Raw genomic sequence first — 20,525 nt, forward strand, 5'->3', positions numbered from 1 at the left:
TTGTACTGCATTACCATGAGATAGAAATTTATAAAATGAAAACTTTATTCTAAGTTTGGGCAATTATTACACAAACAATCTAAAAATTTAGAAATAGACTTTACATCAAATAATAATTATATATAGACTTAACGAGTTATTAACAATTATAAATAACAAAGGTTACATATATGATGCGTAAAGTTTCTTTAATTCCTTTATTATTTAGCCTTGTCCTTATTTCTTATCCTGTTATTACAATTGCAGCAGAAAGCAGTAATATTAGTCACACCCAACAAAATTATATTGAGCAACAAAAGTTAGATGCTCAACAACAACAACGTCAACAAGCACAAGAACAAGCACGTCAAAGTACATTTGCTGAACATCGTGAAGTCCGTGTCACCGCAAAGGGCGATGATATTCAAGCGTTTCCCTCGGAATCGCCGTGCTTTCTTATCACACGCATCTATTTAACTGAATTCTCACCAGAAAAATCCTCTATTGATACACTCACCTCTGCTGATCTACGCACCAACTTCGATTGGGCATTACGTGCTGTGTATGCACCTAAAGATTTTACTTTACCGCATTGTTTAGGTGGGCAAGGTATCAGTGAAATCATTAAACGTATCCAAAATGCGATTATTGAGAAAGGCTTTGTCACGACACGCGTATTAGCTCAGCCACAAGATTTACGCCAAGGGCGTTTAGTGCTTACGGTGGTTCCAGGTAAAGTGAGACATATTCTTTTACGTGATCATAGCGACGTGTTAAAAGCACATAAAGGCACGGTTTGGTTTGCCTTACCTCTAGGGCAAGGTGATTTGCTTAATATCCGAGATATTGAGCAAGGTTTAGAAAACTTAAAACGTCCACCGCATGTAGATGCCAATATTCAGATTGTGCCGGCAGAAGATGCTCAAGCGTTACCTGGTGAGAGTGATTTACAGATCGATTTTAAACAAGCCTTTCCTTATCGATTATCGCTGTCTTTAGATGATAGCGGAAGCAAAACAACAGGACGACTCCAAGCTGGAGCGACAGTGTCGATTGAGAATTTACTTTCGCTCAATGACATTTTCTATGGATCTTATACGCACAGTATTTCTCGAGGCAGTGACGATCCTGGCCGTCGTGGTAGCCGTAGCAGCAGTTTATATTATGCGATTCCTTGGAAGGATTGGTTATTCAGTTTCTCTTCCACGCAAAATCGTTACCATCAAACAGTCTTTGGTGCTTTCACCAATTATGAATATGCCGGACGAAGTGAAACCACAACACTCAATCTTTCACGAGTGCTATATCGCAATAACGTTCGAAAAACGACATTCAATGTTGGTATTTGGCACAGAGAAAGTGCGAACTTTATTGATGATGCGGAAATTGAGATTCAACACCGTCGCATGGCGGGTTGGACGGCTGGCTTATCTCATCGAGAGTATTTAGGCAGTGCAACATTAGACATCAACTTTAATTATAAACAAGGCACCGGTGCGTATCATTCTCTGCCAGCACCAGAGGAACAATTTGGTGAAGGAAGCTCTCGTCCAACCATTATGACGGCCTCTCTTAGCTTTAGACAGCCGTTTATGATTGGTCAACAACCATTCCAGTTCAATACATCATGGCAAGCACAATGGAATAAAACCCCATTAATTTTACAAGATATGTTTAGTATTGGCGGACGTTATACGGTTAGAGGGTTTGATGGTGAACTCACCCTGACAGGCGAACGTGGTTGGGTATGGCGCAATGAATTAGGCTGGAATATCGCTAATAAAGGACATGAACTTTATCTTGCATTAGATGGTGGTCATGTCAGTGGTAACTATACTAAAGAACTGCTTGGTCAAAATATGCTAGGCGGTGCGGTGGGATTACGCGGTTATTTATGGGGGCTGACTTATGACTATTTTGTAGGGATACCACTACACAAACCTGAGGGTTTTAAAACATCGCACGTCACCACAGGTTTCAATGTAAGTTATCCATTCTAAGCAAAGCGTTGGGGAGTCAATGATGAATAAACATCTTTATCGCATTATCTTTAGTAAAACATTACAACGTTTAGTCGTGGTGTCAGAAATCGCGACACGCGAAGGTAAAGCCAAACATGAAAGTCAAATTTGTCATTCCGCTTCGCTTACACTTAGTAAACGTCCTCGCTGGACATTAAAACCCCTTACTATTGGATTATATAGTCTTTTAGGCTTTTTCTATTTAGCGTCCGCTCAAGCAGATGAATTACAAATTCGAGCAGATAGTAGTGCGCCTAAAAACCAACAACCGATCGTTTTGCAAACAGCAAATGGTTTACCGCAAGTTAATATTCAAACCCCAAATGATAAAGGCTTATCACATAATAAATATCAACAGTTTGATGTCGCCGAAAAAGGGGCAATTCTCAACAATAGCCGTAAGAATGTGCAGACCGAGCAAGGTGGCTGGGTACAAGCCAATCCGTATTTGGTCGGTGGCGAAGCCAAAGTGATATTAAATGAGGTCAATGCCACCAAACCAAGCCAACTAAAAGGCTATATTGAAGTAGCGGGCGGTAAAGCCGATGTGATTATTGCCAATCCAAGTGGGATTCATTGCGAAGGCTGCGGGGTGATTAATGCAGGACGCAGTACCTTTACCACAGGTGAAGTACAAATTGAGAATGGACAAGTCACCGGGTATCGCGTAGAAAAAGGCGCTGTCACTGTTTCTGGCCGAGGAATGGATACCAGCCGTCAGGATTATACCGACATCATCGCTAAAGAAGTGAAAGTCAATGCCGGGATTTGGGCAAAAGAATTAAAAGTCACGACTGGAAAAAATCAGGTTTCAGCTAAAAATGACAGTATCCAAGTGATACAGGCTGGTGACGCGACCGAGCCTGTTGGCTATGCGGTTGATGTGGCTGAATTAGGTGGTATGTATGCCAATAAAATTCACCTTATTGGAACAGAAAATGGCTTAGGCGTACGTAACGCGGGCCATATTGGTGCTGCTGTAGGTGAAGTAAAAGTCACAACGGAAGGGCAACTAGTGAATACCGGTTATATTGGTGCCCAACAAGATATTACTCTGCAAAGTCAACATCAGATGGAAAATCAGGCGTCTGGCGTGATGTATAGCCAACAAGGAAATCTGCAAACTACCAGTAAACAGAAAGGGATTCAGCAACAAGGTAGTTTGCTTGCCAAAGGCAAAGCACAAGGGAAAGGCAATATTACCTTAAAAGCCAAGGAAACAATTAGTCAATCCGGTGAGAGTTTGGCAGAAGGGAATATCACTTATCAAGCGAAGCATATTGAAACTTCAACTGACGCTGTTCTCGCTGCGGGTGTACAGTTTACACCAACGGCAACAACAGAAGAAAAAACAATTAATCCACATAGCGAACAAGGACAAACACTTCATCTTCTTGCTGACCAACATACGATTGCACACGGACAAAATCTTGCCTCAGATCATCTTCAAATTGAAGCGGCAGAAATAGATTTATCTCAAAGTCAAACCAGTGCCAATCGCCTTACTTTACTCGCTAGACAGGGAGATATTTACCTAGCTAATAGTGAAATTTTAATTGATAAAACGGCTACCTTACATACTCCGACTACCCTTGCCACACCAAATGCTCAATTACAAGCCCAGCATTTTATCGTTCAAGCAAATGCACTTAACAATCAACATGGCTATTGGCAACAAACCGGTACCAATCGTTTAGATTTTCTATTGGCGCAAGGATTAAATAATCAGCAAGGTGTGTTACGTACACTCGGTGATTTAAATTACCAAGGTGCTCAGTTTAATAATCAACAAGGCGTGGTGACCACACCACAATCCTTATACTTGAATACACAACAGCATACTTTTAATAACCAAGCTGGTTTAGTCTCCGCACAACAAGATATTCAACTCATTACGAACATCCTACAAAATCAACAAGGGACAATACAAAGTCAGCACCATTTAACCATTACGGCACCCAATTTAACTAACCAACAAAAGGGTAAATTATTAGCGGTTGAACAGCTGTCTATTACTGCTCAACAACTTGATAATCAAACTGGACTTATCCAGTCTAATCAAGCAAATATTACAACCCAACAACTTGACAATCGTGCTGGAACTATCAAAGCAAACCAGGCTGACATCACCGCCCAACAACAGTTAGATAACCAAGCACTAAGTCAAACAGGATCGTTAATCCAAGCAGCTACTTTACGCATTACTACCCCATTACTATTGAACCAACAAACCAAAGCACAAAATGAAACACCAACACAAGGGTTACTTGCGAATACTGTGGAGATTAAAACCGATCAATGGTTTAACCAATCTGGTGGTGCTTATGTGAGTCAAGCACTCAATGCCACAGTGGCTAAGCTATTCAATAACCAACAAGGTGAGTTGTTGTCATTAAATAGGCTAAAAGTAAAAGGTAATCAGCTACAACTAGACAACCAGCAAGGTGTAATAGAAAGTCATGGCAATTTAACCTTAAACTTAAAACAGTGGGAAAACATCGGGCAGGTAAAAAGTGCTGCTAATGCGAAACTCTCAATTCATAATGACTTCCGTTTAGATACGCCAATTACCGTCGATGGCAAATTGACTTTAAAAGTAGATAACCATTTTTCGAATCAGACACAACTCGTTACAGGAAAAGGGTTAACGATCGAGGCAAAATCCATTGAAAATCCAGTCCAAAGTGAATTAAGTTCCCAAAAAACACTGTTAAAAACCGAGTATTTGCTTAATCGCGGTTTAATTGATGGCGTCAAAAATATTATTTTTGCTAATCAATTAGATAATCTTGGCAGTGGTAGAATTTATGGTGATCAGCTCGCCATTCAAGCTCATACATTAAATAACTTACCTGAACAAGATCAAGTAGCTACCTTAGCCGCACGCGAACGCTTAGATCTCGGTGTAGGTACCCTAACTAACTACGATCATGCTCTGATTTTAAGTCAAGGTAATCTCTATATTGGTGGTACGTTGGATGATCGTTATCATGCCACTGGACAAGCCACGTTTGTGGATAATGGTAGTGCAACGGTTGAAGCATTAGGAAATGGCAATATCAATACGCAACGCTTATGGAATCACGATTTACACTTACGTCTTGGTATTCACACAGATAAAGAAAAATTCGAAGAATATGCGCAAAATAATAATAGTCGACGTTATCGTCAAGGCGTTGAAGGCGAATTGGATTGGACAAGGAAAAGCAGAAAAGCGTGGTTTGCCTTTTATGATGGCAGCCGTAGTCCCTCTCAAAATGATTGGTTTGGCTGGGAATATACCAGAACAACGGATACCACTACCATTGAACATCGCGACCCCGCTAAAATTCTGATTGCAGGCAATCTTTCACTTAATGGCAATCAACTTCACAACCAATATAGCCAAATTTTAGTGGGTAAAGCATTAACCTTAGGCGAACAACGCTTTAGGAAAAATACTAAAAATGAAACCTTAACCGCCAATCATGTTCAATTAATCAATGAAGATTTAATTGGTGAGATCCATCGCCGAGATGATGGTCAGAGTTTTATGATGGTTGCTTATAAAGACAAGAACCCTTTCAGACCTCGTTATGGACATCGTTCAGAGAATTATCAGGATTATCATCATATTCATCCAATTGAATATTTTAACTTTAAGATTGTAGATAATACTATCGGACAGGCTATTCAACCAACGGGAACAGCGATTCGTCAGCAAACTATTGCTCAACAAGCCGCATTAAATCATTTACAGGTGGATTTCACTCAAAGTACGCCATTGAGTGCAGTACCTCACGTACGTGCAGTATTACCGAATCAGTTATTGCCTCAAGCAAGTTTATATCGTTTAAATCTTGCCACTAACAGCCATGTATTAGTTGAAACTGATCCTCGCTTTACTAATCAACGCCAATGGTTAAGCTCAGATTATATGTTTGATGCCCTACGTGCAGATCCACAAACCATGCTCAAACGATTAGGGGATGGTTATTACGAGCAACGTTTAGTGAATGAACAGATTAATCAATTAACGGGACAACGTTTCTTAGGTAATTACACCTCTGATTATGAGCAATACAAGGCATTAATGGATGCCGGTATTCGTTATGCACAACGTTATCAACTTATTCCTGGTGTTGCGCTTAGTGCTGCACAAATGCAGGAATTAACCGAAGATATGGTATGGCTTGCGCCTCAAACCGTCACCTTAAAGGACGGTACTCAAGTTCAAGTGCTTGTCCCTCAAGTTTATCTCGTCAAACGTGATGTCGATGTTCAGCCAACAGGTGCTATTATCTCTGCAAGAGAGATTGATATGGCTATGGATGGGATAGTGAAAAATAGCGGGTTGATTGCAGGACGCCATTTGACACAAATTTCTGCACAAAACTTGGAGAATTATGGCACTATCACCGCCGATCAACTAAATTTCAACATCACCAATCGTCTCTACCAACAAGGTGGAACTTTAACTGCCAATAACCTCAATTTAGCGGCTAATACTATTCTGATTGAAAGTCGTTTTAGTGAGAATCAAGATAATGGCACCTTTTATCGTCGCCAACTTGATCAACAAGCACAACTGAATGTCAAAAATGATTTAACTCTTACCACACAAGGTGATGCGCAATTAAATGCAGTCAAGATAAACACTGACAATGCAACACTTTATATCGGCGGTAACTTGACATTAGGTACTCAAGCAGAAATCAATAAAGAACATTATGTTATGGATGCCGACAATTATTGGAAACTCGATCAACATAATGATATTGCGACCACATTGACAGCAAAAGGCAACACTACCTTACTCGCCCAAAAGGATATTAATTTACGCGGTACCCAGATTGACACGAAAAAGGATCTTATTCTGGCTAGTCAACAAGGTGATATCCATGTCGATGCAGCACGAAAACAAGAGCAACTCTCTTCAGGCATCAAACATACGGATAAAGGTCTGCTAAGTCGTACCACTATCATGACTAAACATGATCACCAATATGATGTAGCGGAAGGTTCTCAATTAGCAGGCAATAATGTTCACCTGCTGGCAAATCAAGGCAAAGTTGCTGTTGAAGGCAGTACAATTGTTGCAGACAAAAATGTGACATTACAAGCTCAAGAACTTGATATTTCAGCGGCTAAAAATACCAGAAAAGAAGATGATTTTTATGCAAAGAAAAATCCGGTTTAATGAGTAGCGGCGGATTAGGTTTTACTATTGGTAGTCGTTCAGAAAAACATGATTACACTGATCATGAAACAACCCAATCCGATGCGCGCGCGACTATTGGTAGCTTAGGCGGTGATGTGACTTTAGTTGCTGGTCAACAGGCGACTATTTTAGGCACTGACTTAATTGCTCAACCTGACAAGACAATTGATATCACCGCAAAATCGCTTAAAGTGGAAGCGGGTAAAGATATTATCGAAAGTACAGAGCAGCACGAATTTAAGCAATCTGGCTTAACGGTATCTTTATCAACGCCAACAACTGACATGGCAATGAAAGCGCGAGAAAGTCTGGCACGTAGTCAACAAGTGAAAGACAGTCGCTTAAAAGCTTTATATGAAATCAAAGCCGCACAAGAAGGCGCCATTGCCGCTCAAGAAGCAAAGAAAACTGTTGATGCAGTACAATCTGGACAAAAAGCAGACTTTAAAGTTTCCGTCAGTATTGGTTCAAGCAAATCTTCATCTAGCAGTACAACCACACAAGTGGTACATCAAGGCAGTACTCTCAATGCCGGAAATATCAATCTCACCACGACGGCAGGTGATATTGACGTAGTGGGTTCAACCATTCAAGCGGCAAACAGTGCATCGCTAACGTCGGCAAAAGATATCCATCTCTCCTCTGCTCAAGATAGCACAAGCCAACGTAGTGATAATAAAAATAGCGGTTGGAGTGCAGGTGTTTTTGTCGGTTCAAGCGGCGGTAGTTATGGCTTTGGCATAGAAGGTTCTGCTCAGATAGGTAAAGGCTATGAAAACAGCGATACGATAACACAACGTAATACGACAGTGACTGGTCAAACGGTGAACTTACGCAGTGGTGAAGATACCACTTTACAAGGTGCGGTTGTGACGGGTGATAAGGTCAATATTGAGGTTGGCAAAAATTTAGTGATAGAAAGCCGTCAAGATAGCAACCACTATAACAGCCAACAAGTTCAAGCGGGCGTATCTGCATCAGTGGCGATTTATGGTAGTGGTTCCAATGCCAGTGCGAATATGAGCCTGAACAAAGCGAAGCTCAATTATGCTCAAGTTGAAACGCAAAGCGGTATTCAAGCAGGTGCAACAGGCTTAAATGTTAATGTGGCAGGCAATACCCACTTAAAAGGAGCGATAGTAGAAAGCCAAGCGAAGGCAGAAAACAACCAATTTACAACGGGAAGTTTAAGTGCAGAGTCGATAGCAAATCAGAGCGAAGTGAAGGTGCAAAGCGTCAGTGCGGGTATCTCCACCAATATGAATCAAAATATTGCCAATGGCTTTGCAGCGGGATTAAGTGCATTAGGGAATATTCATAAACAAGACAGTAGCACCACACACAGTGCCATCGGTAGCAATATCCAGCTTACTACCCAACAAGGTGAGATACCGACTACCCTATCCCGCGATACCGCAACAGCGAATGAACGCGTACAGAAAGCGGATATGGAGGAAATGAAAGCTCGTCAAGAGATGGCACAAGTGATAGGCGATATTGCCAATAATGGCATTACCTTAGTCTTAAAACCAAAATTAGACGAAGCAGAGCGCCAAAAAGCTGAAGCGGAAGCCATTCTTAAAGAAGATAAAACGAATGCGGCAGCATTAGAACAAAAAAGGCTCGCCAATGACGTTATAAAAGCGTATGGACAAGGTGGAGAAATCCAACTTGCAGTACGCGCGGTCACAGGTGTCTTACAAGGGATAGCGACAGGTGATGCAAGTCAAGCAGTGGTAGGTGGTTTATCACCGTATATCAATCATCAAATCAAAGAAGCGACCACTGATAAAGATGGCAATGTCAATCTTGAAGCGAACCTAATGGCACACGCTTTATTGGGCGCCATTGAAGCCTATGCCACAGGGAACAATGCCGCAGCAGGAGCAGCAGGTGCGGTCAGTGGTGAGTTAGCAGCAAAACTAATCACAGAACAGCTTTACCAAAAAACACCAGACCAACTCACCGAAGCTCAAAAACAAACTGTCTCCACCTTAAGCCAACTCGCTAGTGGTTTAGCTGGCGGGTTAATTAGCGACAATACCGCAGGGGCGATTAGTTCAGCAGAGATTGGTAAACGGGCGGTTGAGAATAACTATCTATTTAGGCACGAAGCCGAAGAGTTAGTCCGTTTGATGAAAGAAAAAGCGGAATGTGAGGCACAAGGAAAAAATTGCCAAGCTATTCAAGATAAAATTACTCAACTCCATCTCAAAGATATTGAACGTAATAACCGTTTAGATGCTTCCTGTCGTCAAGGTATGAGTTCAGAATGTGCAAGTGAACTTGTCACACTTTCTGCTGCCTTTAAAAGTTTTCAGGGGTATATGCTAGAGGCAGATAATCCTGTAATGAATAGCCAGTATCGCCAAGTGGCTACTCAATATGGTGAAGCACAAAGTCAACGGATGGAAAATATTGCAAAAACAGCACTACTTCAAATGTCAAAAGAACAAATTGAAGGGGCTGCGTTATTAACACAGTTGACTATTGATGCAGTTGTACATGGCAATGTACAAGCAAAAGAACAACTGAGCCAAATTGGGCAAGAGATAAAGAAATTTGTACAATCTCCTATTGAAACAATTAGCTCGCAAACGAGAGAAACCCTCAAACAAGCAGATGAATTAGAAGCGAAGGGCTATCGAGATGAAGCTGACTTAATTCGGATGAAAGTTTATTTATCTAATGAATTAGGGGCTATTAGTGCTGTTACAGGAATAGCAGGTATAGGAAAATTTACCGCTGATGGTATAAAAAACATCCTTGATAAATCAGTTAGTAAACTTCCAATTGTTGGAAAAACAACAAATTATGAGAACGCAACTTTTATCTATCGTTATGATGATGACTTCCTATCCATTATTAATGCTAAAGGTCAACCTAAAGCAAGGATTGATATGGATGGTAATCTGATTCCTGCAAATCCAAAAGGTAGTGGTAGCATAGAAAACCATATTCGAGGAGGAAATTCTGAAAATACACCTTATATTTCTTTTACAGATCCAAGATATACTGAACAGCCAAAAACATATGGTAGTAATAGAATTAGTGTGAATCTCACACAATTAGAGAAAGATATTCAAGAAGGATATGTGAAAAATATTGAAATAGTTTCACATAATGATTTAGTTAAGTATTTAACAAAAAGAGTAGAAGATGCAAAAATTAGATACTCAAATAATCCTACTATAAATAACTCAGAAAAACTAAGAAGGGCTTTGCGTGATTTAGATAATATTAATAGAGATGGGGAATGCCTAATTAAAGGATGCTTACCAAAAAATTATATTATCCTCGAGGAGGGGAAATAAATGTTAACCGATCAAGAAATAAATGAATTATTATATTCTCTTCCAGAGGGAGTAGCTGATAATGAGTTACTTCAAGAGGTAGATTTAGAATATATTCCTGAAGAAAGAATAAAAAAATTAATCTACCTTATAGATCATGAACATGAATATCAATTTAGGTTTGTATATAAAGCTAGTTGTTTATTATGTTATTGGGGTATTGATAGGGGATTCATATATATTAGCAATTTCTTACTTAATCCAAATTTTGAAGATATTAGAAATAATTATTTAGATGGTGAGGATTATAAATATATATTAGAGGCAATAATATCTTTTTCATACAAAATAAATAATGAACATATACAGTCAATCAGAAAAAAAATTTATTCTTGCATAGAAACTATTATAAATATAGCAAAAATTATCCCATTTAGCATTTCAGATGTATATTATAATATTGAAGCTGGGCATATTGAATATTTACCGTTGGTTAGAGATTATCTTTCTTGTATTGTAAAAAATAAGGAACATAATTATTGGAATATCAATGATGCATCAGAGATTTTATTCAAATATTATCCTGAGTTTGTAACAAATATTTTAAAAGAAAATAATATAACGTTAACTCATTGCAATTTTAAACAAAATAGATGGGAAAAATTTATTAAAGAATTAGAAGAGTTAAAACAATATCACAATCATAATAAATAAAAAATTAATAATATAATTAACTCACTATGTAGATACCCAAGCAAATTTAATTGCCCATGCTCTATTAGGTGCAATCGAAGCCTATGCCACAGGGAACAACTCTGCTGCAGGAGCAGCTGGTGCGGTCAGTGGTGAGTTAGCAGCAAAACTAATCACAGAACAGCTTTACCAAAAATCACCAGACCAACTTACCGAAGCTCAAAAACAAACAGTATCCACCTTAAGCCAACTCGCTAGTGGTTTAGCCGGCGGGTTAATTAGCGACAGTACCGCAGGGGCGATTAGTTCAGCAGAGATTGGTAAACGGGCGGTTGAGAATAATTTCCTTTCTGAAAAAGAGATTACTATTCTAGAAAAACTTGCTCAGAAAAAAGTATTAACACCAGAGGATGTCGAACGTATTACGAGCATCAAAATGAAAGATAAAGTCTCTGATGCCTTGCTGACTAAATATCAGCAAGACCCAACATCATTAACCCCACAAGAATATCAACAACTCATGTATTGGGTGAATGAAGCGGCAGCTTGGAAACCTGAAACCGCCAAGAATATTTTAAAAATGGATGTGACAGGACCAGCAATAGAATATTCAAACTCTGAATTAGATAAAAAATACCAAGCTGCACATAGGATTTACAGCTCATTAGATTATCAATTTGGTAAATCCACTTTAGAGGGATTGGCGGTGCTTGGGAATAGTGGTAACGCAATAATTAAAGGGGTTACTACTGTTGAAGCAATAGGCACTATAGTTGCACCAACTTTACAAAAAGTAGCGAGTAATCCAGTTGTACAAAATACAGCTATCGGTTTAGGAAGTAATGCATCATTACAATTGTTATCAGGTCAAGAGTTTAATTGGTACGAGTTAGGTGGAGCTGGATTTGCAGGTGCAATAACACCTAAATTAAATAGTTTTGATGCTATTCGTGTCAATATGGGTATTGCTATGGGTGTAAGTTTACTAGGAAATAATAGTAATGTAGGACAAGATGTTGGATTGGCTGGAATTGGTTCTTTTGTAGGTAGTAAAATTAAATACCCAATTTTAGGAAATTATATTTCTGAAACTATTCAGAAATACCCTTCTTTATTAGAAAAATATTTTGATGAAAAGAAAGAGGATAAATAATAATGATGTTTATTTATCGATTCTTTCGTAGATGTTTTGTTCTGCTTTTATTAACTTTAATATTAGTTGAGATAGCGGGGATAGTTTATTTTTGCAATGAATATAGTATTGTGTTTTTTATTGATAACATATTAAGAATACATAAAACTATTTTGCAAGTTAGTATAGAAAAAGGCTTTGTTTTAATTTTGCTAGGAGATGTTATATCAGGAGGTTTTTTTAAATATATTAAGAATGGATAAACAGCAATAAAAAGAATTCAATTTTGAAGCGGCAGCTTGGAAACCTGAAACCGCCAAGAATATTTTAAAAATGGATGTGACAGGACCTGCAATAGAATATTCAAACCCTGAATTAGATAAAAAATACCAAGCTGCACATAGGATTTACAGTTCATTAGATTATCAATTTGGTAAATCCACTTTAGAGGGATTGGCGGTGCTTGGAATAGTGGTAACGCAATAATTAAAGGGGTTACTACTGTTGAAACGCTTGCTAGAGGGATCAGTGATAGAGCCTTTATCACTGCTCTGCAAGCAGAGAATGCCATTGGAAAAGTCTCTCCTGCATTGCAATGGATAGGAAAACATCCGATAGCAAGTGAAACTCTGATTGCTGGAACAGTTTCAACAGGATTTGATGTTTATAATGATAAATTTACGCCTGAAGGGGCTATGATGAATTATGTTTTAAGTGGGATCACGGCAGGAAAAAGTCTATCAAAACAATTATCTATTAATACAATTTATCAAGGCATTGTATCTGCAAATGATAATACTAAAAATGATAAGGAAGTACTTGAAGATATAACAAAGAAAAACTTAGGAGTTGCAGCTGGTTACAGCTCTTCCATTTTGGCTAATAAAATTGGTTTGTATGGAATTAAAGCTGTTTTATCTAGCACAATTATAGGAACCTATATAGAAAATGTAGATACAAATTATTCTAATTTAAATAGTAAGGATGAAAAATGAAATCACAGGGAATATTTAAATTTTTTATATTTTTTATATATTGTTATTTTATATTATTATGTGCTTATTTCTTATTAAGATTATTAGATTTTTATTATTCAGGAAATTTTATTTTTGATATAAAAATTTTCTACTTACTAATTCCAAAAGCCTTTGGATTGTTTTGCTGTTTGATTATTGCTGGTAAATTAATGAATTTGTTAGGTGATTCTAAAAAATAACTAATAGACTCTACACTAGCTCATTATTTTCTATATGATTACTGATGATATTAGTTTTATTCAATCAGTTTTGATTACTGAAGTACTAATATAGCTGCTTCTAATATTTCTGATAATATTTTCATAAAAAATGGAACGAACGTAATTGTCAGACAAATATTATCTAATAGCATAAGTTCATCTATTGATAACAAGATCAATTCTTTTCAGAAGAAAGAGGATGAGAAATGAAAAGATTTTTATATATTTTTTTATCATTCCTTATAGCTTATGTTGGTTTTATATTGGTGGAAGAACTATATTGGATAATATATTATGGAAAATTAAATCTGAGCATTAACATTTTTATCTCAAAATTGAAGGAGACTCTGATTGGGTATGGATTGGCATATATAGCTGGAAGGATTATATTAAATAATCGGAGATAAATATATAACAGAAATGAACAAATTAAATTCTCAAGAAAAAACAATCTATGAAAAATTATTTTCACACCAATTTGGTATAGTATTCTCCTTAAATATAGGTTTAAACAGAGATACGCTATGCCCTTTCAGGGATAAGTGTATCCCTGAGGGAAAAACGAAAGCATATAACGTTGATATTATATGCTTTAATGTAAATTATTAGGCTGCAACAGTTTGTTCATATAATCGCATAACATCACGAATTTCAAACAAGTATTCAGTAGCCCTTCGAGCATGTCCCGATGCTTTAAAAATCGCTTTTTTGTCAGATTTTAATACCTTTATCCAGCTATCAATATAACTAGCATTGAATGAAATAGTATCAAACCCAAGTGCAGTACACATAAAAGCACTTCCTAATTCAGCGATTAACTCCTCAAAAGCATACAGTTCATTACCAAATTTCGATTTTTTAGAGGTCACACCTTCTCGATTTAATCTATCTTTATGCCCTGTTGCATGGATCATTTCATGTAACAGCACACTATAATAGCTTCGTTCAGAACAAAATATTTTCATTGTCGGCATACTAATACTATCTGATGAAGGACGATAATAAGCTCGATCACCACAATAATGTTTTACTTTTATCCCCATTCCTTCAAGTATTTGTTTTACCTCTGCAATTTTCTGAATTTCAGATGGCTCTTTTTCCGCTAAAAATAGATATTCTGGCAATCCTTCACATTGCTCAATATTAAACACTGGATAACCTTTGATAATTGCATAATGTTCTATTTCTGGATTTCCATTTTCATCAAGAATCACTTCACCATTATCATCATGCTTTTCTTTTTCTATTGGGCAATATTTCACAATTCGAGTAGATTTTTCTCCCTTGCGGATATGTCCCCCTAGTTCATTAGCTGCTTTTGCGGTAATCCATTTTGTTGATTGATAACCTTTATCTTCCGCTTCTATTTGTAATAATAGAACGTTAATTCCATTATAATAGCGGCCAGATACAGCATTTTGCGGTAATCCAGCTATCCATGGTTTAACCCACGGCATTGTTCCTTTCTCTAAGGCCGCAATAATGCGATTGGTTACGTCTTGATAGATGTCGAATTTTTGACTTTGAGTATTCATAGTGATTCTCCTAATGTAAAATAGGGAGACACTATGCCCACAGGGAATAGTGTTTCCCTGATGGGTAAATATGAATTGATAATGAAAATTATATTTTCATTATTACTTTATGTTTATGCAGATTGTTTCGCAGCAATACTAAAATCACCTTGTCCTTTCAAAAGACCTTCTACCGAAATGTCTTCATCTAAGTCATCCCAATGAATGCCTCTTGGACTAAGTTCATAATCTTGTAATTGTTCAGGGCTTGCTGCCATTAAACGAGGGAACCACGCAAGCGGTACACCTATTGTTCTGGCATCATTAAGCTCAACCCACATACAATCTTTTGCAAAATAAACATTTTTAGCTGAAATAGTCATACCAATATCCTTGAATTAACTCTTTCTGTGTTGAAATATAAATTAATAATTCTTTTAGTTCTTTTGCATTAAAACCATCATTCCTTGCTAAAGATACAGGATTTAACCAAAACTTGGCTTCATTACCTGCTTTTCTTACATGAATATGAGGGGGTTCTAATGGCATACCTTCATTAGAATAAAAGAATAATTTATAACCTTTAAATCGTAAAATGATCGGCATAAGCACCTCAAAACCTTTAAAGTATATTGACTATCTACTAATAAGAAGTCAATCCAAAATTGACTTGTCACCTCTTTAAATGCTTCTTTCGCACTTATCCTCTCACGACCAATACATTTTTCAATGTTTGATGTGGAGAAACTTCAAAAAAATGATAGGTTTTATAACCCTCATAATTTGATGTTTGACCTAAAAAACGCACTGGCTCAATTTGGTTACTTGAAAGCCAACTATTTAGTGCTTTTTTCTGTAAGTCACTAATGAAAGACGGTTTTGAACATTCAGACAAAACCTGATGATGAATAGATACTTGCATATTTCCTCCAATAATGCAGGAAATATCACACCTTTTAACGGGAAGATATTTCCCGCTCAAGGGTCAAGTTAAATTGAAAAATTATGCGTTAAAGAATAATTAAAATTTAATTAATCCTATCACTGCAACTAATATGGTAATGGTTGCTACAAAACCACCGCCAATTGCAAACAACAAATGATTTTCAGTCGATTTTAAATCGTCTCTTAACAGATTTAAATCCTGTCTTGTTGCTAACTCAAATTGACTTTCAGTTAAGGCTTCGCTAAAAGCTTCTGCTAAGGCTTCAGACTGCTCTTGTGTATAGCCATTAGCACTTAATTTTTTAACGAAAGCTAACTTATCAAAGTTTAATCGCATAGTATTATCTATTTAGTTAAACTCCTCTTTGTGAATGTGAGGAGCCTCCTGCTAGGGATTGCTCCCCACAGGGTTGATAAAATTTCTTAAAGAAAATTATAGGAACTTAAATACGCTCATCGCAGCGATAAGTATCGTTGTTGAAGCGATTGTTGCTGCACCTATATATTTCAATAATTCAACCTTCATAGATTGAATTTCTGCTCTCAACTCTGTTCTGACTTCATTGATTTCAGTTTTAAGCTCTGCTTTCACTAATTGAAGATCATCAAGCGTTGCTAATCCAGATTGACTTTGCGTAATAGCTTTATCTACCGCTTCAGCTAAAGCTTCGGACTGTTCTTGCGTATATCCGCTTGAACTTAACGTCTTGGTAAATAAGAGCTTGTCAAAGTTTAATCGCATAGTGTTATCCAATTTAAATTACTCCTCTAAGTAAGTGAGGAGCCTCCTGTCAGGGATTGCTCCCCACAGGGTTACGTTAAAATAAATGTAATTTATTTAGCAAATAATGCAAAAATTGCCGTTATTGCTGCAATAAGCGTTAATGTCTGTGCCGCAATCAGTTTATAAAAAGTCTTTTCAAGACGTTCTGCACTAATATCAATCTTCTTATCAAGGCGATCAATAAATATGTCAAAATCAACTTTAGTTACTAATGGGCTAGAATGTTGCTCTAAAGCCTCATCAAGTGCCTCAGCAAAAGCTTCTGCTGCTTCTTGAGTTTGACCCGCATTACGTAAACGCTTGATATATTGTGCTTTGTCAAATCTGATTGAGCGCATCGTTTGTTCCATTTAAGTAAAACTCCTCTAAGTAAGTGAGGAGCTTCCTGACAGGGATTGCTCCCCACAGGGTTGATAAAATTTCTTAAAGAAAATTATAGGAACTTAAATACGCTCATTGCTGCAATAAGTATCGTTGTTGAGGCAATTGTTGCTGCTCCTATATACTTCAATATTTCGATTTTTAAAGCTTGAATTTCTAACGTTAAATCTTGCTTTGTTGCGTGTAAATCTTGTTTTGTCGCTAACGGTGAAAAACTTTGTTCTAAAGCCTCGTCTAATGCGTCAGCTAAAGCCTCAGATACTTCTTGGCTTTGACCAGATTCTCGCAATGATTTAATGTATTTTGCTTTATCAAATCGAATTGAAACCATAGTTTGTTCCATTTTGAGTCAAACTCCTCTTTGTGAATGTGAGGAGCCTCCTGCTAGGGATTGCTCCCCACAGGGTTACGTTAAAATAAATGTAATTTATTTAGACAAATAAACCATTAAAGAGCCTAATGCCCCTGTAATTGCTATTACTGCCGCAATTATCGCAAAAGTAAGCCGATTAATCGCTTGATAAAATTCTGTTTTTAGCTCAGATTTTACCACTTTGATTTCAGATTTTACTTCCTGAATTTCGGCTCTAACCTCCTGAATTTCAGCTTTTAACTCAGTTCTAACCTCCTGAATTTCAGCTTTTAACTCTTGATGAGCTTGTTGAAACTCTTGTCTAGTTACTAAGTCTTTTTGGCTGTCCATAATGACATTCCTTAAATTCTTCACAATTTCTAATGTAAGTTCTTGTGAGTAACCAACTTTCCCAAATGAATCGATCAATAATAAATAATGCTCAGTTTCATTTGAGCGAAGACTTAAGATTTTAATCTCTTTCATTAAATGCTCCTCTAATTAAGTGAGGAGCCTCCTGTCAGGGATTGCTCCCCACAGGGTTAGTAAAAATTATCTTTAATAAAGATAAATGTTAAGCTTAACACTCACTATCTTAGAAAACCCAAGACAGAAGCCTTATTTCGGAGTGTTCAGGCTTTAGTAAAAGGCGTTCATAACCTCATTACTGAAGCGTGCAATTACAGAACTATGCACTTAAAGGCGATCATGACATTTCACAACGTGAAACACGGCATTTCAGATCAAGCCGTTGGCTTTTAAATGCTATCAACGATAGCAATTTAATCATTTTCATTATGATTCTTCTCTAAAGATAGTCAATATTTTTTTATTTTTCCTTTTTTTATAATTTTTTTCTTTATTTTATATTTTTCTATATTATTAATTTTAAATGAGTTTTTTTTATTAATTTTCAATAAACAATTAACTATGTATTTAGATTGCTGCTTTTTCCATACTGCCCTCTCTTATGTTGAAAGTATTGGGAGTCGAAAATGTCAAGATCTCTATTATGTTGCTGTGTATTACTCTGTGGATGTTCAACTGTTGCAATAGCTAGTGAACAAGCTGAACTTGCACAAGCAATCAAACAGCTTCAGTCCGCAAAACAGGCTCTGCAACGTGCAAAAGCGCTTGCAGGCACTGAACCTCAACAACGTATCTATTTTCATTACGATCAGGCTAACAAGGATATTAGTTTAGTTGAAAACGGAATTTTCAACTATCTGAATTATTCTCGCGCACAACCTCGTAAGCCAAGTCAATTACAAGAGCTTTCTGGTGATTACCTAAAACAATCACAATCAGTGAGATAAGTTATGAGCTTGGTATTAGATACATTTAATCAGTTAATGGGATCTGACGCTGACACCTCATCGAAAATTTTCCGAGGGTTATTACTTGTGGTTTTCCTGACGATTTCATCATGGACTTTATCTAGTGCGTATAAAGGTATCGCATTAGATAACCTGACAAAAGAAGATTTCGTCAGTATTGCAATCCGGCTCTCCCTACTTTTCTGCATTCTTACTTATTTTATTTTAAGTTAATCATTAAGGAGCTTTTTATGCTTAAAAATCAATTTAAACAAATTCTCCAAAAAGTTACCACTATTTCACAAAAAATAGGTATGACTTTATTCGCTTTTTTACCCACTTTTGTATTAGCGGATTTACCTAAAATGGAAGATCCATCTCGTGGTGCAGGGAAAGGCATTATGGAAACCATTAAAAACTATGGATATGACGCCGCAATTCTCGCTGGTCTCGCTATTGCCGCATTTAGTTTTTATCGTGTTGCCTCTAATGTTGTGTCAATTTATGGAGAAATTTCATCAGGTAAAAAAAATTGGGGTGATCTCGCAATGCACGCTCTGGTAGGGTGTATTTTGTTAGTAGTAGTCATTTGGTTAGTAACAAAAGCCGCTGACATTCTATAAGTAAGTCAACTAGAGGGACTAATGATGGCAAATGATAATACTATCACGTTTCTACCAGAACGCTTAAATCGACAACCCGTTGTTTTTCGTGGCATGACGATGTCTGAACTGTCTATCATTTTCTTAGCTGGATTTGGGGTGGGATTGGTGATTGGCATTGTTATGATGTTGTTTATCGGTGAATGGGCCATCATTCCCTCTTGTTCTTTAGGAATTGCCTTCCTGTTTGTTTTTAAAGGCGGCAATTTAATTGCCAAATTAAAACGAGGTAAACCTGACACATGGTTGCCTCGTTACATTGAACAACGCTTTGGGCGTAATCGTTTACTCATCAACTCATCTCCACAAAAACGCTATTGGTCAATTCGTCGCTAGCCATTCATTATTAGTAGGTTTCTATGAAAAGCATATTTAAGAATCGTTTAACAGATAAAGAACACCACATCAAAACATTGCGAATTGTCATTGTTGGCTTATTTGCCGTAATCCTTTTAATGGGAATTGGTTGGTCAACTGCGCCTAGCCGATTACAAATTTATACACCACCTGATTTAAGAGGTGGAAGTCAGCGTCCTTGGTGGGAAGTGCCAACTTCAACGGTGTATGGCTTCGCATTTTATATTTTTCAACAATTAAACCGTTGGCCAACAAATGGACAAGAAGATTACAAACGCAATATTTTTGCACTCAGTAATTATCTCACACCTGGTTGTAAAGCCTATTTAGAGCAAGATTACAAAGACAGAGATAGTTTTGGTGAGCTAAAAAATCGAATCAGGGGTGTTTATGAAATCCCTGGACGTGGATTTAGTAACAGTCGGGTGCAAGTATTAAGCCAAGATGATTGGGTAGTGAATTTAGATTTAACTACTGATGAGTTCTATGGTGATGAAGCCGTGAAACGTACATTAGTACGCTATCCAGTCAAGGTTGTCAGAATGGAAAGCGATCTTGAACATAATCCTTGGGGGCTTGCTTTAGATTGTTATGCAGAAACCCCTAAACGCTTAGAACTGATGAATGCAGAAGAAGGAAATAAATAATGAAATTATCTA

21 protein-coding genes and 1 pseudogene are annotated in these 20,525 nt (G+C 37.2%); 13 read left to right on the forward strand and 9 right to left on the reverse strand.

The genetic code is table 11. The features are described from left to right. Positions 1–170 precede the first annotated feature (170 nt). The 8 genes and pseudogenes from NYR30_RS07430 to NYR30_RS07465 all read left to right on the forward strand — a co-directional run bounded on the left by NYR30_RS07430 (position 171) and on the right by NYR30_RS07465 (position 13,313). A complete protein-coding gene (locus NYR30_RS07430) occupies positions 171–1,979 on the forward strand; it encodes a ShlB/FhaC/HecB family hemolysin secretion/activation protein (RefSeq protein ID WP_302500367.1) in 1,809 nt (602 codons plus the stop codon). A 22-nt stretch (positions 1,980–2,001) separates the two neighbouring features. After that, positions 2,002–7,179, forward strand: coding sequence for a two-partner secretion domain-containing protein (locus NYR30_RS07435; protein WP_437125216.1), 5,178 nt, complete (start codon positions 2,002–2,004; stop codon positions 7,177–7,179). Further along, a complete protein-coding gene (locus NYR30_RS07440) occupies positions 7,179–10,514 on the forward strand; it encodes a hemagglutinin repeat-containing protein (RefSeq protein ID WP_302500369.1) in 3,336 nt (1,111 codons plus the stop codon). Before NYR30_RS07435 ends, NYR30_RS07440 begins: the two co-directional genes overlap by 1 nt. After that, the gene (locus tag NYR30_RS07445) at positions 10,515–11,207 is read left to right on the forward strand and encodes a hypothetical protein (RefSeq protein ID WP_302500370.1); all 693 of its coding nucleotides are present in this window, start codon (positions 10,515–10,517) and stop codon (positions 11,205–11,207) included. A 28-nt stretch (positions 11,208–11,235) separates the two neighbouring features. Beyond that, positions 11,236–11,538 (forward strand): annotated as a pseudogene (locus tag NYR30_RS13710) (VENN motif pre-toxin domain-containing protein); the annotation flags it as partial. Between the two features lie 84 nt (positions 11,539–11,622). Further along, entirely contained in the window at positions 11,623–12,339 is a 717-nt protein-coding gene (locus tag NYR30_RS07455) for a hypothetical protein (RefSeq protein ID WP_302500371.1), read from the forward strand. A 312-nt stretch (positions 12,340–12,651) separates the two neighbouring features. Beyond that, positions 12,652–12,804, forward strand: coding sequence for a hypothetical protein (locus NYR30_RS07460; protein ID WP_302500372.1), 153 nt, complete (start codon positions 12,652–12,654; stop codon positions 12,802–12,804). A gap of 104 nt (positions 12,805–12,908) precedes the next feature. Continuing rightward, complete coding sequence (locus NYR30_RS07465) at positions 12,909–13,313, forward strand: hypothetical protein (protein WP_302500373.1); 405 nt, start codon at positions 12,909–12,911, stop codon at positions 13,311–13,313. 847 nt (positions 13,314–14,160) lie between these two features. Here the strand turns inward: NYR30_RS07465 and NYR30_RS07470 are convergent. The 9 genes from NYR30_RS07470 to NYR30_RS07510 all read right to left on the reverse strand — a co-directional run bounded on the left by NYR30_RS07470 (position 14,161) and on the right by NYR30_RS07510 (position 18,017). Then, positions 14,161–15,090: an ArdC family protein gene (locus NYR30_RS07470; protein ID WP_302500374.1), complete on the reverse strand. Its 930-nt coding sequence runs from the start codon at positions 15,088–15,090 to the stop codon at positions 14,161–14,163. A gap of 113 nt (positions 15,091–15,203) precedes the next feature. Then, a complete protein-coding gene (locus tag NYR30_RS07475) occupies positions 15,204–15,452 on the reverse strand; it encodes a DUF2442 domain-containing protein (RefSeq protein WP_302500375.1) in 249 nt (82 codons plus the stop codon). Continuing rightward, positions 15,436–15,675, reverse strand: coding sequence for a DUF4160 domain-containing protein (locus NYR30_RS07480; RefSeq protein WP_065232393.1), 240 nt, complete (start codon positions 15,673–15,675; stop codon positions 15,436–15,438). Before NYR30_RS07480 ends, NYR30_RS07475 begins: the two co-directional genes overlap by 17 nt. A 94-nt stretch (positions 15,676–15,769) precedes the next feature. After that, positions 15,770–15,991: a hypothetical protein gene (locus NYR30_RS07485; protein ID WP_065232392.1), complete on the reverse strand. Its 222-nt coding sequence runs from the start codon at positions 15,989–15,991 to the stop codon at positions 15,770–15,772. Positions 15,992–16,090: 99 nt separating this feature from the next. Beyond that, positions 16,091–16,351 carry a CCDC90 family protein gene (locus tag NYR30_RS07490; RefSeq protein ID WP_302500376.1) on the reverse strand — a complete coding sequence of 87 codons (261 nt, stop codon included), beginning with the start codon at positions 16,349–16,351 and terminating at the stop codon, positions 16,091–16,093. Positions 16,352–16,447: 96 nt separating this feature from the next. Then, on the reverse strand, positions 16,448–16,768 hold the full coding sequence (locus tag NYR30_RS07495; protein WP_302500377.1) for a CCDC90 family protein: 321 nt from the start codon (positions 16,766–16,768) through the stop codon (positions 16,448–16,450). Positions 16,769–16,848: 80 nt separating this feature from the next. Continuing rightward, entirely contained in the window at positions 16,849–17,148 is a 300-nt protein-coding gene (locus NYR30_RS07500) for a hypothetical protein (RefSeq protein WP_302500378.1), read from the reverse strand. An 83-nt stretch (positions 17,149–17,231) separates the two neighbouring features. Then, a complete protein-coding gene (locus NYR30_RS07505; RefSeq protein WP_302500379.1) occupies positions 17,232–17,522 on the reverse strand; it encodes a hypothetical protein in 291 nt (96 codons plus the stop codon). Positions 17,523–17,606: 84 nt separating this feature from the next. Then, positions 17,607–18,017: a CCDC90 family protein gene (locus NYR30_RS07510; protein WP_302500380.1), complete on the reverse strand. Its 411-nt coding sequence runs from the start codon at positions 18,015–18,017 to the stop codon at positions 17,607–17,609. A gap of 509 nt (positions 18,018–18,526) precedes the next feature. On the opposite strand from NYR30_RS07510, the gene NYR30_RS07515 reads away from it, so the two are divergent. Genes NYR30_RS07515 through NYR30_RS07530 form a run of 5 tightly spaced genes read left to right on the forward strand, consistent with a single transcriptional unit; the run spans position 18,527 to position 20,513 of the window. Next, on the forward strand, positions 18,527–18,847 hold the full coding sequence (locus tag NYR30_RS07515; RefSeq protein ID WP_302500381.1) for an integrative conjugative element protein, RAQPRD family: 321 nt from the start codon (positions 18,527–18,529) through the stop codon (positions 18,845–18,847). 36 nt (positions 18,848–18,883) lie between these two features. Further along, positions 18,884–19,081: a TIGR03758 family integrating conjugative element protein gene (locus NYR30_RS13675; RefSeq protein ID WP_367401236.1), complete on the forward strand. Its 198-nt coding sequence runs from the start codon at positions 18,884–18,886 to the stop codon at positions 19,079–19,081. Between the two features lie 17 nt (positions 19,082–19,098). Continuing rightward, entirely contained in the window at positions 19,099–19,470 is a 372-nt protein-coding gene (locus NYR30_RS07520; protein ID WP_021462463.1) for a TIGR03745 family integrating conjugative element membrane protein, read from the forward strand. Between the two features lie 21 nt (positions 19,471–19,491). Next, on the forward strand, positions 19,492–19,845 hold the full coding sequence (locus NYR30_RS07525; protein ID WP_302500382.1) for a TIGR03750 family conjugal transfer protein: 354 nt from the start codon (positions 19,492–19,494) through the stop codon (positions 19,843–19,845). Positions 19,846–19,868: 23 nt separating this feature from the next. Beyond that, positions 19,869–20,513: a PFL_4703 family integrating conjugative element protein gene (locus NYR30_RS07530; protein ID WP_302500383.1), complete on the forward strand. Its 645-nt coding sequence runs from the start codon at positions 19,869–19,871 to the stop codon at positions 20,511–20,513. Positions 20,514–20,525: the final 12 nt, after the last annotated feature.

The organism is Gallibacterium salpingitidis, from assembly GCF_030517105.1.
Taxonomy (GTDB): Bacteria; Pseudomonadota; Gammaproteobacteria; order Enterobacterales; family Pasteurellaceae; genus Gallibacterium; species Gallibacterium salpingitidis.

What these genes read in the sequence shown, in the direction of transcription:
- NYR30_RS07430 (WP_302500367.1), top strand. Translation starts at nt 171, where the DNA reads ATGATGCGTAAAGTTTCTTTAATTCCTTTATTATTTAGCCTTGTCCTT.
- NYR30_RS07435 (WP_437125216.1), top strand. Translation starts at nt 2,002, where the DNA reads ATGAATAAACATCTTTATCGCATTATCTTTAGTAAAACATTACAACGT.
- NYR30_RS07440 (WP_302500369.1), top strand. Translation starts at nt 7,179, where the DNA reads ATGAGTAGCGGCGGATTAGGTTTTACTATTGGTAGTCGTTCAGAAAAA.
- NYR30_RS07445 (WP_302500370.1), top strand. Translation starts at nt 10,515, where the DNA reads ATGTTAACCGATCAAGAAATAAATGAATTATTATATTCTCTTCCAGAG.
- NYR30_RS07455 (WP_302500371.1), top strand. Translation starts at nt 11,623, where the DNA reads ATGAAAGATAAAGTCTCTGATGCCTTGCTGACTAAATATCAGCAAGAC.
- NYR30_RS07460 (WP_302500372.1), top strand. Translation starts at nt 12,652, where the DNA reads ATGGATGTGACAGGACCTGCAATAGAATATTCAAACCCTGAATTAGAT.
- NYR30_RS07470 (WP_302500374.1), bottom strand. Translation starts at nt 15,090, where the DNA reads ATGAATACTCAAAGTCAAAAATTCGACATCTATCAAGACGTAACCAAT.
- NYR30_RS07475 (WP_302500375.1), bottom strand. Translation starts at nt 15,452, where the DNA reads ATGACTATTTCAGCTAAAAATGTTTATTTTGCAAAAGATTGTATGTGG.
- NYR30_RS07480 (WP_065232393.1), bottom strand. Translation starts at nt 15,675, where the DNA reads ATGCCGATCATTTTACGATTTAAAGGTTATAAATTATTCTTTTATTCT.
- NYR30_RS07485 (WP_065232392.1), bottom strand. Translation starts at nt 15,991, where the DNA reads ATGCAAGTATCTATTCATCATCAGGTTTTGTCTGAATGTTCAAAACCG.
- NYR30_RS07490 (WP_302500376.1), bottom strand. Translation starts at nt 16,351, where the DNA reads ATGCGATTAAACTTTGATAAGTTAGCTTTCGTTAAAAAATTAAGTGCT.
- NYR30_RS07500 (WP_302500378.1), bottom strand. Translation starts at nt 17,148, where the DNA reads ATGGAACAAACGATGCGCTCAATCAGATTTGACAAAGCACAATATATC.
- NYR30_RS07505 (WP_302500379.1), bottom strand. Translation starts at nt 17,522, where the DNA reads ATGGAACAAACTATGGTTTCAATTCGATTTGATAAAGCAAAATACATT.
- NYR30_RS07510 (WP_302500380.1), bottom strand. Translation starts at nt 18,017, where the DNA reads ATGAAAGAGATTAAAATCTTAAGTCTTCGCTCAAATGAAACTGAGCAT.
- NYR30_RS07515 (WP_302500381.1), top strand. Translation starts at nt 18,527, where the DNA reads ATGTCAAGATCTCTATTATGTTGCTGTGTATTACTCTGTGGATGTTCA.
- NYR30_RS13675 (WP_367401236.1), top strand. Translation starts at nt 18,884, where the DNA reads ATGGGATCTGACGCTGACACCTCATCGAAAATTTTCCGAGGGTTATTA.
- NYR30_RS07520 (WP_021462463.1), top strand. Translation starts at nt 19,099, where the DNA reads ATGCTTAAAAATCAATTTAAACAAATTCTCCAAAAAGTTACCACTATT.
- NYR30_RS07525 (WP_302500382.1), top strand. Translation starts at nt 19,492, where the DNA reads ATGATGGCAAATGATAATACTATCACGTTTCTACCAGAACGCTTAAAT.
- NYR30_RS07530 (WP_302500383.1), top strand. Translation starts at nt 19,869, where the DNA reads ATGAAAAGCATATTTAAGAATCGTTTAACAGATAAAGAACACCACATC.